This window comes from Dissulfuribacter thermophilus (assembly GCF_001687335.1).
GTDB lineage: Bacteria > Desulfobacterota > Dissulfuribacteria > Dissulfuribacterales > Dissulfuribacteraceae > Dissulfuribacter > Dissulfuribacter thermophilus.
The window spans coordinates 27160-41026 of the sequence record NZ_MAGO01000006.1; the positions used below are offsets into that span (position 1 = coordinate 27160).

The following is a 13867-nucleotide window of genomic DNA, read 5'->3' on the forward strand; positions in this document are numbered from 1 at the left end:
TTATTGTCAATTAAGCCATTGACATCTGTCATGTGGATTCTTAGCTTTTCTTCGAAAATAACATATTGAAACTAAATACTTTTTAGGAGGTTTAAAATATGCAGTTTGAAAAATTTACTCTTAAGTCGCAAGAAGCCCTTCAGAGTGCACAGGCTCTGTGCTCTCAGCTACAGCACCAACAAATTGAGCCTGAGCATCTTTTGAAGGTTCTCATAGAACAGGACGATGGAATAGTGCCATCCATACTTAAAAAGCTTGGAGTAGAGGTCGAGGCAGTAAAAGCCGAGATGGATGAGGCCCTGCGGGCGTATCCTAAGGTGAGTGGGGCTGGAGTTCAGGTCTACTTGTCTCCGAGCCTCAATCAGATACTCCAAAATGCCTTTGCGGTTGCCTCAAATATGAAGGATGAATACGTCAGCCAAGAGCACATACTTCTTGCTCTACTCGATGCCGGACACACAAAGGCAGCCCAGGCCCTGACATCTCGTGGAGTCACAAAAGATGCAGTGTTAAAGGCCTTAACCTCTATTAGAGGGAGTCAAAGAATTACTGATCCAAATCCTGAGGACAAATATCAGGCCCTTGAAAAGTATGGTAAGGACCTTACAGCCCTGGCGCGTCAGGGAAAATTAGACCCGGTTATTGGACGAGATGATGAGATTAGACGGGTGATTCAGGTACTGTCTAGGCGTACCAAAAATAACCCGGTTCTCATTGGTGAGCCAGGAGTCGGTAAGACAGCTATCGTAGAAGGGCTTGCCCAAAGGATAGTATCTGGAGATATTCCGGAGACCTTGAGAGACCGCAGAATTGTTGCCCTAGACATGGGAGCTCTCATAGCAGGCGCCAAGTTTAGGGGCGAATTTGAAGACAGGTTAAAGGCTGTCTTAAAGGAAGTGGCTGAAAAACAAGGTGAAATCATATTGTTCATTGACGAGATTCATACGTTGGTTGGTGCTGGAGCTTCTCAGGGGGCAATGGATGCCTCGAATATGTTGAAGCCTGCATTGGCCAGGGGAGAACTCCATTGTATAGGAGCTACCACCATCGATGAATACAGGAAATATATTGAAAAGGATGCTGCCCTTGAAAGGCGCTTTCAGCCTGTACTCGTAGAAGAACCCAGTGTAGAAGATACCATTGCGATCTTAAGAGGACTCAAAGAAAAATACGAAGTTCATCACGGAGTTAGGATAAAGGATTCGGCTATTGTGGCCGCAGCAACTCTTTCTCATAGATACATTACTGATAGGTTTCTCCCTGATAAGGCCATTGATCTAATTGACGAGGCAGCTGCAAAATTGAGGATAGAGATAGATAGTCTTCCTTCTGATATAGACGAGATCGAAAGGAAGATCATGCAACTGGAGATTGAGAGGGAGGCCCTCAAGAAAGAGAGTGATCCTGCCTCTAAGGATAGGCTTGAAAAAATAGAAAAAGAACTTGCAGATCTCAGAGAAGAGAGCGATGCCCTCAAGGCCAGATGGAGCCAGGAAAAGGGCATCATACAGAAGATTAGAGACATAAAGGAGCGTATTGATCAACTGAGGATAGAGGCTGAGAGGTTCCAGAGGGAAGGCGATCTCAATAAGGTGGCAGAGATACTCTATGGCGAGATTCCAAAACTTCAGAAAGAACTGGAGCAGGAGCAGCACAGACTTGCTGAGATTCAACAGGATGGAAAGAGCATGTTGAAAGAGGAAGTGGATGCCGAAGACATTGCTGCAATTATCTCTAAGTGGACTGGTATCCCTGTAAGCAAACTACTCGAGGGTGAGCGAGAAAAATTAGTGCACATGGAGGATCGTCTAAGCCAGCGTGTGGTCGGACAGCACGAGGCAATTGTGGCCGTATCAAACGCGGTCAGAAGGGCAAGGGCAGGGCTCCAGGATCCAAATAGACCTATTGGCTCCTTTATTTTCCTTGGCCCCACAGGGGTTGGTAAGACAGAGCTTGCGAGAGCCCTTGCAGAATTTATGTTCGATACCGAACAGGCAATGATCAGGATCGACATGAGCGAATTCATGGAAAAACACGCTGTTGCACGCCTCATAGGTGCTCCGCCAGGCTATGTTGGATATGAGGAAGGCGGTTATTTAACAGAGGCAGTGCGCAGACGGCCCTATTCTGTGATCCTGTTTGATGAAATTGAAAAGGCACATCCAGATGTGTTCAATGTACTTCTTCAGATACTCGATGACGGACGCCTTACTGATGGTAAGGGCCGTACAGTAGACTTTAAGAATACCATAATTATTATGACATCGAATATTGGTAGCGATCTTATCCAGACTATTTCTGATAGGGAAGAGATGGAAAGAAGGGTCATGGAGGCCTTAAAGCTCCATTTCAGGCCCGAATTTTTAAATAGGGTAGATGATAAAATCATATTCCATGCACTTACCCGGGAAGATCTCAAGAAGATTGTTGATATTCAGATTCGCAATCTCAAAAAGCGTCTAAAAGAGCACAATTTTGATATAGAACTCACTGACCGGGTGAAGTCATGGCTTGCTGAAGTAGGATATGATCCAAACTATGGTGCAAGACCTCTTAAAAGGGCAATTCAGCGCTATATAGAAGACCCTCTGGCATTAAAGGTACTTGAAGGTAGTTTTAAAGAGGGGGATAAGATCATAGTTGACCTAGATGAAAATAACCATGTAGAATTCAGACATGCTGAATAATGACACTGTAGTATTATCTCTTTAGAAAAGAGGCTGGGAAACCAAAGGTTTCCTGGCCTCTTTTATTTTGGGAGTTTATATTTGGCTCTACCGCATATGGATATAAGTCTTTTGGCCACTGCAGGTATTATGATACTTGCAGCATACATAGGAGGCAGATTAGCCAATCTCATAGGTCTACCTAGAATTAGCGGTTATCTTTTTGCTGGAATATTACTGGGCGAAAACCTAGCCAATCTGGTCCCAAAACACGCAGTAGCAGTAGAGTTCTCTTGGATTACCAGCGTTGCCCTCTGTATTATTGGATACGGAATTGGAGGAAGTCTTGAATTTAAAAGGTTAGCCCGTCTTGGGAGTACAATATTTTGGATCACTTTTTTCCAGGCTATTGGAGCCTTGGTGTTTTCTACCATAGCAATTTACGTTGCACTTCGGCTTTTTGGGCCAAGTGAAATGCTCATGACAAATACGATTATTTCAATGAGCTTGACTGTGGGTGCCATCTGTGTTGCCACGGCACCAAGCTCTGTACTTGCAGTCATCTCTGAGACCGGTGCACGAGGTGTATATACAGATATCCTTTTAGGGGTAGTTGCGCTTGATGACGGTGTAACTCTTTTGATCTTTGCAGCAGTAATGGCATTGATTCAGGGAATATTAAGGCCTGAAGGCCTAAATTTACACACTTTGTTAGTACCATTGTGGGAAATAGTCGGTTCAATATCGATTGGCTGCCTGTTTGCCTTTTTGATGAGCAAGCTCCTAACAGGGATTTATGAAGAAGGGGCGATCTTGAAGGTGATTTTAGGGGCATTGATCTTGATAGCAGGTCTTTGTCCCCATATTCATTGCTCTCCGATTTTGGCAAGCATGAGCGTAGGTTGCTTTATAGTCAATTATGAAAAGAGACATAATCTTTTTTTTCAATCTACAGATCCCATTGAAAATGCCGTATTTGGACTTTTTTTCGCCCTTGCCGGTGCTCATATGGATTTTAGGGTCTTATCAAGTTTTTGGCATCTTTCACTGGTGATATTGGTGTTTAGATTCCTAGGAAAACAGTTTGGCGTATTCCTCGGTAGCTCAGTTAGTAAGACAGATGAACGAGTTAAGAAATATCTTGGGATTGGACTTTTCCCCCAAGCCGGTGTCTCCATTGGTCTTATACTAGTTGGTGCCCAATATTTTGATAGATGGATAGGGGAACTTTTGATTAATTTTGTAATTGGATCTGTTATCTTCAATGAAATTATATCTCCTCCTTTATTAAAATGGTGTCTTACTAAGGCTGGGGAAACTACGAGGTAATTATGAGATCTAAACTCAAAATTGTAGACATCCTGAATTCAATTCCCATGCATCCTTATGCCCTGTTACATGCAACTGAACCTATTGAATATGTCAAAAGGCGCCTTGAACAATTCGAGGTGTTGAGAAATCTTTATGTAATAGATAACGAAGAACGATTAATAGGCTATGTGTCTCTTGGAAGGCTTATACGCTATTTGACCTCTACGAGAAGGAAGACAAGTTTTCATTACCATACTTTATTGGAATATGTATCGGCAAAGACAGTTTTAGATTTGATGGAAGAAGATATAGTTTTTGCAAGGAAAATGGACCTAGCAGAAGACGTATTACATAAGATGATCTGGAGGGGAATAAAAGAGGTCCCTGTGATCGACGAGGGTAGGAGAGTTATATCAAACGTAGGGATATTGGATCTTTGGAGATTTACAGAGGATAGAGTCAGTTAAATTCTAGACCATGAGTCTATATGTCGATTACTCAATCAAAGGGAGTCGCGTGGTCTTCTACTATTTAAGAACTAGGTTCGAGTGAAAAGTATGTGAGCAGTTGGTTCAACTCGCACAGGAAGTTATAGAGGAAAAATTCCCTGGCAGGATACAGGTTGAAGTCATTTCCTTTGGAAGTCCAAAAGAAAAGGGGTTGAGAAGGCTTTTTTCTTTGGAGGTTAAGGGATTTGTATTGGCTGAGGAGGAGTCAGGAAAGATTTTGAGGTTTAAACATTTAAAGGATATATGGAAACATTTTAGGGATCCGGAAAAAGAGAAAGAATATCTTGAAAGGGAATTCCGGAAGTTTCTTTCAAAAACATGAAGGATCTATCGAAACATACTAATATTATACTTGAGAGCATATCCGATGGGGTTTTCACCATTGACCTCAACTGGAGGATTACGTCTTTTAATAGGGCGGCTGAAAAGATAACAGGAACCCCTAGAAGAGAGGCTATAGGCAAGACATGCTACAATGTTTTTAGGTCCAGCTTTTGCGAGTCATGGTGTCCGCTCAAAAAGACCATAGAAGACGGTGAGCCAGTTATAGACAAAAGGGGATTCATTATAAATGCAGATGGTGAGAAGGTCCCAATTAGTATTTCAACTGCTGTTTTGAGAGACGAAAGTGGAAAGATAATTGGTGGAGCAGAGACTTTTAGGGATCTGAGTGAGGTAGAGGTCCTTCAAAATGAATTGAAAAAGGATTTTTCCCGGGGATTTATAGCATCTAGCCCGGCTATGAAAAAGATACTCGAACTTGTCCCTGTGATTTCAGAGACAGACACAAACATTTTGATTACGGGCGAGACTGGGACAGGAAAGGAGAGGATAGCAAGGCTTATTCATTCAATGGGGCCAAGGAATGATAGGCCATTTGTAGCAATAAATTGTGGTGCCCTGCCAGATACCCTATTGGAATCTGAACTTTTTGGCTACAAAAAAGGTGCCTTCACAGGTGCTACCAAGGACAAACTTGGCCGCTTTTCCGTGGCCAAAAATGGAACCCTCTTCCTTGATGAGATAGGAGACACGAGTCCTGCCTTTCAGGTCAAGTTACTCAGAGTCCTTCAGGAAAGGACCTATGAACCCCTTGGTTCCCTTGATAGACAGGTGCTAGAGGCAAGAATCATATTTGCTACAAATAAGGATCTGGCAGAAGAAGTAAAAAAGGGCAGGTTCAGAGAGGATCTCTATTACCGAATCAAGGTGTTTGAGTTAAGGGTGCCGCCGTTGAGGGAACGTCCCGAGGATATCCCATTGCTTGTGGATTCATTGATTAAAAAATTTTCATTGTTAAAGGGTCGAAAAATTAGAGGGATATCAAATGATGCCCTGGATTGTATGTTGAGGTACCATTGGCCAGGCAATGTGAGAGAACTTGAAAATGTGATCGAAAGGGCCTTTTTGATAGCAAGGGATGAAATAATAAAGTTTGAGGATCTACCAGATGAATTAAGAGTTCAGAGGCGATTGTCTTATCCCAAGATAAGGGCCGTCAAGGATGAAATAGAGGCCCAGACCATTCTGGAGGCATTGAAAAGAAACAATTACAATAGGAATCAGACTGCTAAAGAACTTGGAATCCACAGAGCCACACTTTTCAGAAAGATGAAACGGCTTGGAATTATTACTCCTTTTAAGGATCCTATCGTTCGGTGAGCTCATTTCAAATCTCATTGTCGCAATAATGCAACATTAAATTTAATAACTGTTGCAATAATGCAGCATCAAGAATTCCTCTGAGGGATTTTGGTGGAATTGGTCCCTATTCTTTTTTAAATAATATCAAGATATTATAGATGTTAGTTCGAGGATCATTAAGCTGGCATTAAACTTGTAACATATTATGACATGGCGAGGAAAAGGATTGGCTTTTCAATTGTTGGGGACGCAATTGCTCCCGTTTTTGATGTTTCAAGAAACCTTAGAGTATATGAAATGGAAAATTCTCGACCATTTGATTTCGCCGCCATGTCAAGATACGACGTTTGTCTTGATGGAAATTATTTTGAAAGGGCAGCAATCCTCAAGGGCCTAGGGGTGCAGCTCATTGTATGTGGTGCCATATCCAAGGAATTTGAGGCAATCCTGACTGCTATAGGAATCAATATTATTCCATTTGTCAGCGGGAATATACATGAAATTTTATGGCGTATAGTTTCAGGGCATAGATTGGTAAAAAGATTCTTTATGCCAGGAATTAAACCAAAAAATAAGAAGGAAAAAAGGAGGTAAGAGACATGCTAGGCTTAAATAGAATGGGTCGCAGGGGGGCTAGTCCACGGACAGGTAGAGCTCTTGGACTGTGTAGAGGCCGGGGATTAGGCCTAGGGACAAGTGGTGACCTCAGTGGCCGTGGTAATAGAGGCTTTAGATGCTTTGGTTTTAGGGGCTTTTGGAGCCGAATGTTCTCTGGTCAAGCTGAGAGGCAGACTCTGGAATCCAGGGCAAGGGCTCTACGCGACGAACTCAGGTTTATAGAAGATAGGCTAAAAGGCCTTTCAAACTAAAATGGCGTAAGAGGCGAGGCAGATCTTGATCAAGATTACCGCTCTAGTTGACGATAAGACAGGTAGATTAAAGGGGGGTCATGGGCTTTCTCTATGGATTGATGCCTTTGGGCAAGGGATTTTGTTTGATCTTGGACAAGGAGATGTCCTCTTAGATAATGCAAAGTGCCTGGGCATCCCCATTGAGGATGCTGACATAGTAGTCTTGAGTCATGGCCATTACGATCATTTGGGGCCACTTTCATATTGTCTGACTCAGTTAGAGAAGGCGAGATTTTTTGTGAATCCCAATGCTCTAAAACCAAAATTTTGCAAAAAGGCGGGCAAAATAACAGGAATTGGAATATATGTGAAAAACTTCCATAATAAAAAGGTGCAATGGGTAGATAGGCCCACGTGGATCTTTGAGGACAAGGTTGGAGTAACAGGTAAGATTAGTCTTAGGAATAAATTCGAAATGGAAAACGAAAATTTTTTTCTGGATCCAGACGGACTAATCCAGGACCCTTTTGAAGATGAGCAGTGCATGTGGATTAATACGGCTTCAGGTCTTATTATTTTTTTGGGATGTTCTCATAGAGGGGTAATAAATTCAATTTCAACAGTAATTGATTTTGTTGGTAAGGATGAGATTTCATATTTGATAGGTGGTTTTCACCTAATCAGTGCAACGAAACAAAAGATATTGAATCTAATAAATGGATTACGAGACTTTAAAATAGAACATATTGTCCCTATTCACTGCACAGGACAGACGGCAAAGACAATGTTAAGGGCTGAATTTGGTAATGCCTTTATAGATTTTTCATGTGGAGATACCTTGATATGCCAAGAATAGAGCCCTTTGAAAGATTTTTTGAACGTTATGATACATGGTTTGACAACAATAAAACCGTGTATCAGATAGAGTTGTCAGCAATTCAGTCACTATTTCCTTCTGATGTTGCTTATTCCCTTGAGGTTGGGGTTGGAACTGGCAGATTCGCTGTCCCATTGAATATCAGGTTTGGCATTGATCCTTCTGTGAATATGTTAAAAATTGCAGGACTTAGAGGGATATTTCCTATTTTGGGTGTAGCTGAATACCTTCCCTTTAAAGAGAATCAATTTGATGTCGTCTTGATGGTTACATCTATTTGCTTTGTGGATGATATCCTCAAGAGCTTTAAGGAGGCCAAAAGAGTTTTAAAAAACACTAAAGGATCTATTGTTGTTGCCTTTGTGGATAGGGAAAGCCCTTTGGGCAAAACATACCTTTTAAAGAAGTATGAAAACCCCTTTTATAGAGATGCCATATTTTATTCGGCTACTGAGGTCCTTCAGTATTTGAAAGAAGCAGGATTTCAAGAATTTTGCATCAAACAGACCCTTATGGAGGGTAATTATGAAGGCATCAAAGAAGGATATGGTGAAGGCTCCTTCATTGTTATAAGGGCCAATTAATATGTTGGTAATTTCGTTTTTCGAGGATTTAGGCAAATCAACCCAAGGAGGAAGGATCCATGGCTGAAACCCCAATTTATAAAATCCACCCTATTGTCGTGGGAACAAAGATCTTTGATAAAGGCATGATGACATACCAGTACGATTATGGGAAGGAATATACGATACCAATCTACTCTTGGTATATAGAAGGAGGAGATAAAAGGATTCTTGTTGATACTGGTCTCATAGGTGTGATTCAATCTGAAGACAGAGAAAGGGCCATTGGTGGTAAAATCTATACTTTTGAAGAGGGGCTTTCCCTTTACGGCCTCACACCAAAGGATATCGACATAGTAATACATACCCATCTTCATAACGATCATTGCGAAAATGATTTTAAGTGCATAAATGCCGTCTTTTATGCACATGAACTCGAGTTTGAGTCTGCCTACAATCCTCATCCATTGGATTTTAGGTACATGGCTGACTTCATACAGGAGATTGATGAAGCAGGTCAGATGGTACACATAAAAGAGGAAGAATATGAAGTTGTACCAGGTATAAAGATGATTCACACCCCTGCTCACACAAAGGGAGGCATGAGCGTCTTGGTCAATACTGAGAAGGGAATCGCTGGCATAAGCGGTTTCTGTACAATTATGGAAAATTTCTATCCGCCCAATGAGATAAAGGCCATGGAGATGGATGCCATTCCACCAGGAACAAACATAAATCCTTATGAGGCCTATGATCAGGTTATACGGCTTCGTGAAATGGTCGATATTATTCTGCCTCTTCACGAACCTAGATTTGCATCAATGGATGTTATACCGGCGTAAATAATCCCAGATTATGCACATCAAATGCCTGAGAAAAGGATTTTATTTGGATAATTACACAAAATATTGATGTTGGATTTAGGTCACATAGAATATACAGGAGGTAAACATGAAATTAGCTATGCCAATTGAAAACGGGATGTTATCAGGACATTTTGGACATGCTCCTCAATTTGCATTTATTGAAATTGATGAGGCATCTCCGTCTGTGCCCACAGATTTACAGTTGGAAACACCACCGCCTCATGAACCAGGGGTACTTCCAAGGTGGTTAAAGGAGATGGAGGTCACGCACGTTATATGCGGTGGTATTGGAGCAAGGGCAGTGGAATTACTGGAGTCTTCTGGGATAAAGGTGCTAGCTGGGGTAAAGGAAAGAGATCCTGCCAAGATCGTTCAGGAATTTGTTGAAGGACGTATCTCAGGAGTAACTGGCCCAACCTGTGATCATGGGCATCATGGCCATGGAGGCGGCTGTAGCAAATAAATGCGTGGAGGAAACAGTAATGCCAATATATGAATATCTCTGTGAGACCTGTGGTAAGGTAGGAGAATATCTCGTATTTTCTGGAGAAGCTGAATTAAAGTGCAAATTTTGTAGTTCTAGCTCTCTAAAGAAGCTTTTGTCTCCTAGTGCCAAATATTCAGGGCGCCCCTCTAAAGGTTTACCAGGCCATGGAGATACAGGTTGTTGTGGTTCTAGGATAGGGGAGGCCTCAAATTGTAATGGCCCTGGATCATGTTGCGGAAGGGCCTGACAATTTGTAACTAATCATAGGCAATTGCTGCTAAGAAAAGGGAATAAGGTTCAAGGTTCATGGGAATTGAACCTTGAACCTTATTTTTATTGATCAATATGTAAGTGCCTGATCTGCATTCATCACTTCATTGATTAGTTTTCCAGCCTTTACAAGCTCACAGCCGTCCACTAGTTGATCCTTTGAAATCTTCCTTTCCTCGATACAGGGAATACAAACGAAAATCTTCCCTCCAAGGGGTATTATCCCGTCTACTAATTCCTTTAAAGGCTTGAGGCCTGGGGCAGTAATATGTTCATACATCCCCTTGGTACATGCCATGACCCCTTTCCCCTGGAATACCACAGTGACCTGAACGTCCATTGCAAGGGCTGCATTGGCTACTACCAATCCGAGAGTAGCCTTTTCTGGATCGTCAAGTCCATGGGTGATAATTACCACAAGCTTTTTTCCAGCTATTGATCCTGCCATTTTTATATTACCTCCTTATATTTTAATGAAGAAAATATGTAGGGGTTAGGTGCTAGTTTTTTGGGTAGATGATGACTCCAGTAGATATTCAGAAATATCCTTAATTTCTACTTTATCTTGAGTAGCAGCTTTTAGATTGAGATGACAGACGGGACACATAGTCACTATTTTTTTGCCAATGGCCGAAAGAGATTCCAGCCTTTTTTGAGCTATCTCCCTGGTCTTTTCAGGAAAAAGTGACTCTATTGGTCCACCACAACAGTGGGTTAGTCTCCCAGACAGTTCAGGCTCACATACATTATATCCGGCTTGTTTGAGCAGTTTTCTTGGGGCCTCTGATACATCCAGATATCGCGTATAAACGCATGAATCGTGGATTACTACTTTACTATCTCCATTAAAGTGGAGTTTTTTAGGGAGCTTTTCAGCTAGTATCTCGAGATAACTTTTTACCTCAAGGTCAAATCCATTGATCAGCTCTGGATAGATATGTCCTAAGATATAAGTAGTGTGAGGATCTACGGTGATTACAGTACCTACGCCTGCCTCTTTGAGAGTTCTATAGACTTTTTTTGCATGTCTTTCAAAGACGTGTTGAAGTCCCAAGTCATAGGCAAGGGTACCTGCATAGTCTTCTCTTTCATAGAGGTATCCAGGGTCAATGCCTGCTAATCTCAAGAGGAAAACGATATTTCGTAGATAGCCATTATATAGTCTAATGTCTTGTGGAGATGCGGCAGCAATTGACATTAGAGTAGATACGCTAAAGATGGGATTTATGATTCTAGCAAGTCTAGTCTTTTGGGAAGGGTTAGAGATCTTCTTTTGCCTTTTCTGTACCCCTTTAATAAAGGGTATTATTTGATACATGTGTCCTGTAAAGATTACAACCTTTCCGCCTCGTTTCAGTCCAAGGCCTTTGGCCCAGGCAGTTAGTCGCTTCCAGCTCAGGGGAAAGGCGCTCTTTCTAATGGCAATATTCTGTTCCAGTATTGCAAGTATGTCTTCTTTGGGAAGTGTCATGGTTTAAACACCTTTTTATTTAGATATATTCTTAGGAGCCTTATATTGTTGGATATTTTTACTCCTTCTGGACAATTCTCCTCACACATTCTGCAAAGAAGGCAGGAAAAAATGGGGTCAGATTCATCTCTTAGACGATCCTCTGCGCCGAGAAGGGCATATCTAAAAATTTCTCTTGGGAGGATAGGAAGTCCAACAGGACATAGGGCTGTACATGTTCCGCAGCTAAAGCACATGCTCGCATTAAAATCCCCAATTTTTTTTAGTTCTTTCAAGACATTTTCACTTACTTTGATCATGGCTTACTTCTTCCTGTATTTAAAATAACGATCCCGTCTTTCCTTTGGGACCTCCTCTATTAGGCTAAATTTTCGCATGGCCATGACATACATCATGATCTCGTCACTTGGCCATTGGATTGCCTGTGAAATTTCATTAATTGAAAGTGGGCCGCGCTCTTCGAGGACAGATAGTATTTTTTTCTGGAGCCCCATTTCGTCTCTGAATTTTTCAACAGTTGTCTTTGGCCGACTTGGTTTCATGGTCTAATCTCTCCTGTTAAGGCTTCAATCATTGCCCTAATTCGTTGATGCTCGTAACCCTTTATCTCTACGGCCTCTTTTGGACATACAGGAACGCAGGCGCCTTCTCCCTTACAGAGTCCAGGATTTACTTTTGCAACCTTTTTTCCGTCTACATCATTGATTGAGATTGCCTCATATGGACAAGCATCAATACACAATCCGCATCCATCACAGAGTTCTTCATAGACTTTGGCAATAAAGGGTTCGAGGTATACCTTTTCCTTTAGAAGCATTGACCCTGCCTTGGCAGCTGCTGCAAGTGCACTTTGAACACTCTCAGAGGCATTTTTGGGAGACTGTGAACACCCAGCAATGAACAGACCGTCTACTACTGTTTCCACAGGTCTGAGTTTGGGGTGTATTTCATTGTAAAAGCCGTCCTTGCCTATGGGGAGCTTTAGAATTGATTCAAGTTCAGGATTATCTCTGGGAACCATTCCTGTCACAAGGACTACTAGGTCACAGTCTATCTCCAGTTCCTGTTTTCGAGTGAGAAGGTCTTTTACTTTTACACGGTTTATTCCAACCTCCCTATCTATTATTACTTCAGGCGGGGATGAAGGAGAAAATTTTATGAAAATGGATCCTGTCTCTAGGGCCCTTTGATATAGAGCTTCAAATGCTCCATAGGTCCTAATATCTCTATATAAATGATATTGTACTATTTTTTCTCCAAAATTCTCGTGGGTACTGACTGCTGCATGAATGCCTGCTGTGCAGCAATAGCGGGAGCAATATGTCAATGCGTCTTCCTTTTTGGAGTTTTCTCTTGAACCAACGCAATAAATATAGCAAATTTTTTTTATCTTTTTTCCATTGAGCATAAGGGCGGATTTGTGAGTGCCTACATTTTTTTCCAGCAAATCCAGGTACTGCCCCAGAGTAATTACGAAAGGCGCTCCAAATCCTAGTTCACCCTCCTTTGGTGTATAGGGAGCAGCGCCTGTGGCCACAATAATTGCGCCTACATTTAATTCGATAACATCTCTATCATCTGTCTCTGGCCTCTTCACCTCTACCTTGATCGTGAAATCTCCTACGCTCCCTTTTTTCTCAATGAGTCTTGCCCCATAGTAAATATGTAAGGTATCAATGGCATTTGCCCTCAATCTAAGTGATTCGATGAGTTTTTTAGCATCAGTGTTATTGGGAAATAGTCTCTTTCTGTTGCGTATTAGTCCTCCAGGTTCATTTTCTTTTTCCACGACATATACATTGAGCCCCATCTGTCCAAGGCTTATTGCAGCTCTCATTCCTGCTATGCCAGCACCAATTATCAATACGGCCGGACGGGTCTTGATCTCTATAGGCTCCATGGGCTTTGAAAATCTAGTACTAGCAATCCCTGCCCTGACGAGTCGTATGGCCTTTTGGGTAGCTCCATCCTTATCGTGGGTATGTGTCCATGAACACTGTTCGCGAATATTGGCATGGCTATATTCATAGGGATTGAGTCCCCCACGTTTGGCCATGGACCTGAATGTACTTAAATGGAGTTTGGGGGAACAAGATGCAATAACAATCCCATTGAGATTGTATTCCCTTATGTACTTGATCATTTCTTCTTGGGCGGCATCAGAACAAGAAAACGTATTTACCCTGGCAACCACTACGCCTTTTTCTTTTGCTATGCCCTTAACTACCTTATCGACATCGATATAATCAGAGATGTTCCCGCCGCACCGGCATACAAATACCCCAATCCTTTTGTCCGCCATTATTCCTCCTAACGCAACCCTTCCAAAAGATTCTTTTCCTTCAACTCAAA

The 13867-nt window shown here is 41.9% G+C and carries 17 protein-coding genes; 12 read left to right on the forward strand and 5 right to left on the reverse strand.

Translation table 11 applies throughout. The features are described 5' to 3' along the window. Nucleotides 1-98 precede the first annotated feature (98 nt). From clpB to DBT_RS06135, 12 genes are all read left to right on the forward strand, one after another. On the forward strand, nucleotides 99-2687 hold the full coding sequence (gene clpB / locus DBT_RS06080; protein WP_067617847.1) for an ATP-dependent chaperone ClpB: 2589 nt from the start codon (nucleotides 99-101) through the stop codon (nucleotides 2685-2687). Between the two features lie 81 nt (nucleotides 2688-2768). Continuing rightward, on the forward strand, nucleotides 2769-3995 hold the full coding sequence (locus tag DBT_RS06085; protein ID WP_141674230.1) for a cation:proton antiporter: 1227 nt from the start codon (nucleotides 2769-2771) through the stop codon (nucleotides 3993-3995). Between the two features lie 2 nt (nucleotides 3996-3997). Then, nucleotides 3998-4444 carry a CBS domain-containing protein gene (locus DBT_RS06090; RefSeq protein WP_067617853.1) on the forward strand — a complete coding sequence of 149 codons (447 nt, stop codon included), beginning with the start codon at nucleotides 3998-4000 and terminating at the stop codon, nucleotides 4442-4444. Between the two features lie 211 nt (nucleotides 4445-4655). Further along, nucleotides 4656-4808, forward strand: coding sequence for a hypothetical protein (locus tag DBT_RS12080; RefSeq protein ID WP_153304051.1), 153 nt, complete (start codon nucleotides 4656-4658; stop codon nucleotides 4806-4808). Further along, nucleotides 4805-6148, forward strand: coding sequence for a sigma-54 interaction domain-containing protein (locus DBT_RS06100; protein ID WP_067617859.1), 1344 nt, complete (start codon nucleotides 4805-4807; stop codon nucleotides 6146-6148). Before DBT_RS12080 ends, DBT_RS06100 begins: the two co-directional genes overlap by 4 nt. A 192-nt stretch (nucleotides 6149-6340) precedes the next feature. Further along, nucleotides 6341-6724, forward strand: coding sequence for a NifB/NifX family molybdenum-iron cluster-binding protein (locus DBT_RS06105; protein WP_067617862.1), 384 nt, complete (start codon nucleotides 6341-6343; stop codon nucleotides 6722-6724). 5 nt (nucleotides 6725-6729) lie between these two features. Continuing rightward, entirely contained in the window at nucleotides 6730-6999 is a 270-nt protein-coding gene (locus DBT_RS06110; protein WP_067617865.1) for a DUF5320 domain-containing protein, read from the forward strand. A gap of 25 nt (nucleotides 7000-7024) precedes the next feature. Next, nucleotides 7025-7837: an MBL fold metallo-hydrolase gene (locus tag DBT_RS06115; RefSeq protein ID WP_067617868.1), complete on the forward strand. Its 813-nt coding sequence runs from the start codon at nucleotides 7025-7027 to the stop codon at nucleotides 7835-7837. Continuing rightward, the gene (locus DBT_RS06120) at nucleotides 7825-8442 is read left to right on the forward strand and encodes a class I SAM-dependent methyltransferase (protein ID WP_067617871.1); all 618 of its coding nucleotides are present in this window, start codon (nucleotides 7825-7827) and stop codon (nucleotides 8440-8442) included. The genes DBT_RS06115 and DBT_RS06120 overlap by 13 nt, the downstream gene beginning before the upstream one ends. Nucleotides 8443-8501: 59 nt before the next feature. Beyond that, nucleotides 8502-9263: an N-acyl homoserine lactonase family protein gene (locus tag DBT_RS06125; protein ID WP_067617874.1), complete on the forward strand. Its 762-nt coding sequence runs from the start codon at nucleotides 8502-8504 to the stop codon at nucleotides 9261-9263. Nucleotides 9264-9372: 109 nt separating this feature from the next. Further along, nucleotides 9373-9750, forward strand: a complete 378-nt coding sequence (locus DBT_RS06130; protein WP_067617877.1) for a NifB/NifX family molybdenum-iron cluster-binding protein — start codon at nucleotides 9373-9375, stop codon at nucleotides 9748-9750. Nucleotides 9751-9769: 19 nt separating this feature from the next. After that, nucleotides 9770-10021 carry an FmdB family zinc ribbon protein gene (locus DBT_RS06135; protein ID WP_067617880.1) on the forward strand — a complete coding sequence of 84 codons (252 nt, stop codon included), beginning with the start codon at nucleotides 9770-9772 and terminating at the stop codon, nucleotides 10019-10021. Nucleotides 10022-10114: 93 nt separating this feature from the next. On the opposite strand, the gene DBT_RS06140 is transcribed toward DBT_RS06135, so the two are convergent. The 5 genes from DBT_RS06140 to DBT_RS06160 are packed head-to-tail and all read right to left on the reverse strand — an operon-like array spanning nucleotide 10115 to nucleotide 13817. Next, the gene (locus DBT_RS06140; RefSeq protein WP_067617883.1) at nucleotides 10115-10492 is read right to left on the reverse strand and encodes a DsrE family protein; all 378 of its coding nucleotides are present in this window, start codon (nucleotides 10490-10492) and stop codon (nucleotides 10115-10117) included. 45 nt (nucleotides 10493-10537) lie between these two features. Further along, nucleotides 10538-11515 (reverse strand): (Fe-S)-binding protein, encoded by a 978-nt coding sequence (locus DBT_RS06145; RefSeq protein WP_067617885.1) that lies wholly within the window; start codon nucleotides 11513-11515, stop codon nucleotides 10538-10540. Further along, a complete protein-coding gene (locus DBT_RS06150; protein WP_067617888.1) occupies nucleotides 11512-11814 on the reverse strand; it encodes a 4Fe-4S dicluster domain-containing protein in 303 nt (100 codons plus the stop codon). The genes DBT_RS06145 and DBT_RS06150 overlap by 4 nt, the downstream gene beginning before the upstream one ends. Before the next feature lie 3 nt (nucleotides 11815-11817). After that, nucleotides 11818-12057, reverse strand: a complete 240-nt coding sequence (locus DBT_RS06155; RefSeq protein ID WP_067617891.1) for a hypothetical protein — start codon at nucleotides 12055-12057, stop codon at nucleotides 11818-11820. Then, nucleotides 12054-13817 carry a CoB--CoM heterodisulfide reductase iron-sulfur subunit A family protein gene (locus DBT_RS06160; protein WP_067617893.1) on the reverse strand — a complete coding sequence of 588 codons (1764 nt, stop codon included), beginning with the start codon at nucleotides 13815-13817 and terminating at the stop codon, nucleotides 12054-12056. The genes DBT_RS06155 and DBT_RS06160 overlap by 4 nt, the downstream gene beginning before the upstream one ends. Nucleotides 13818-13867 lie beyond the last annotated feature (50 nt).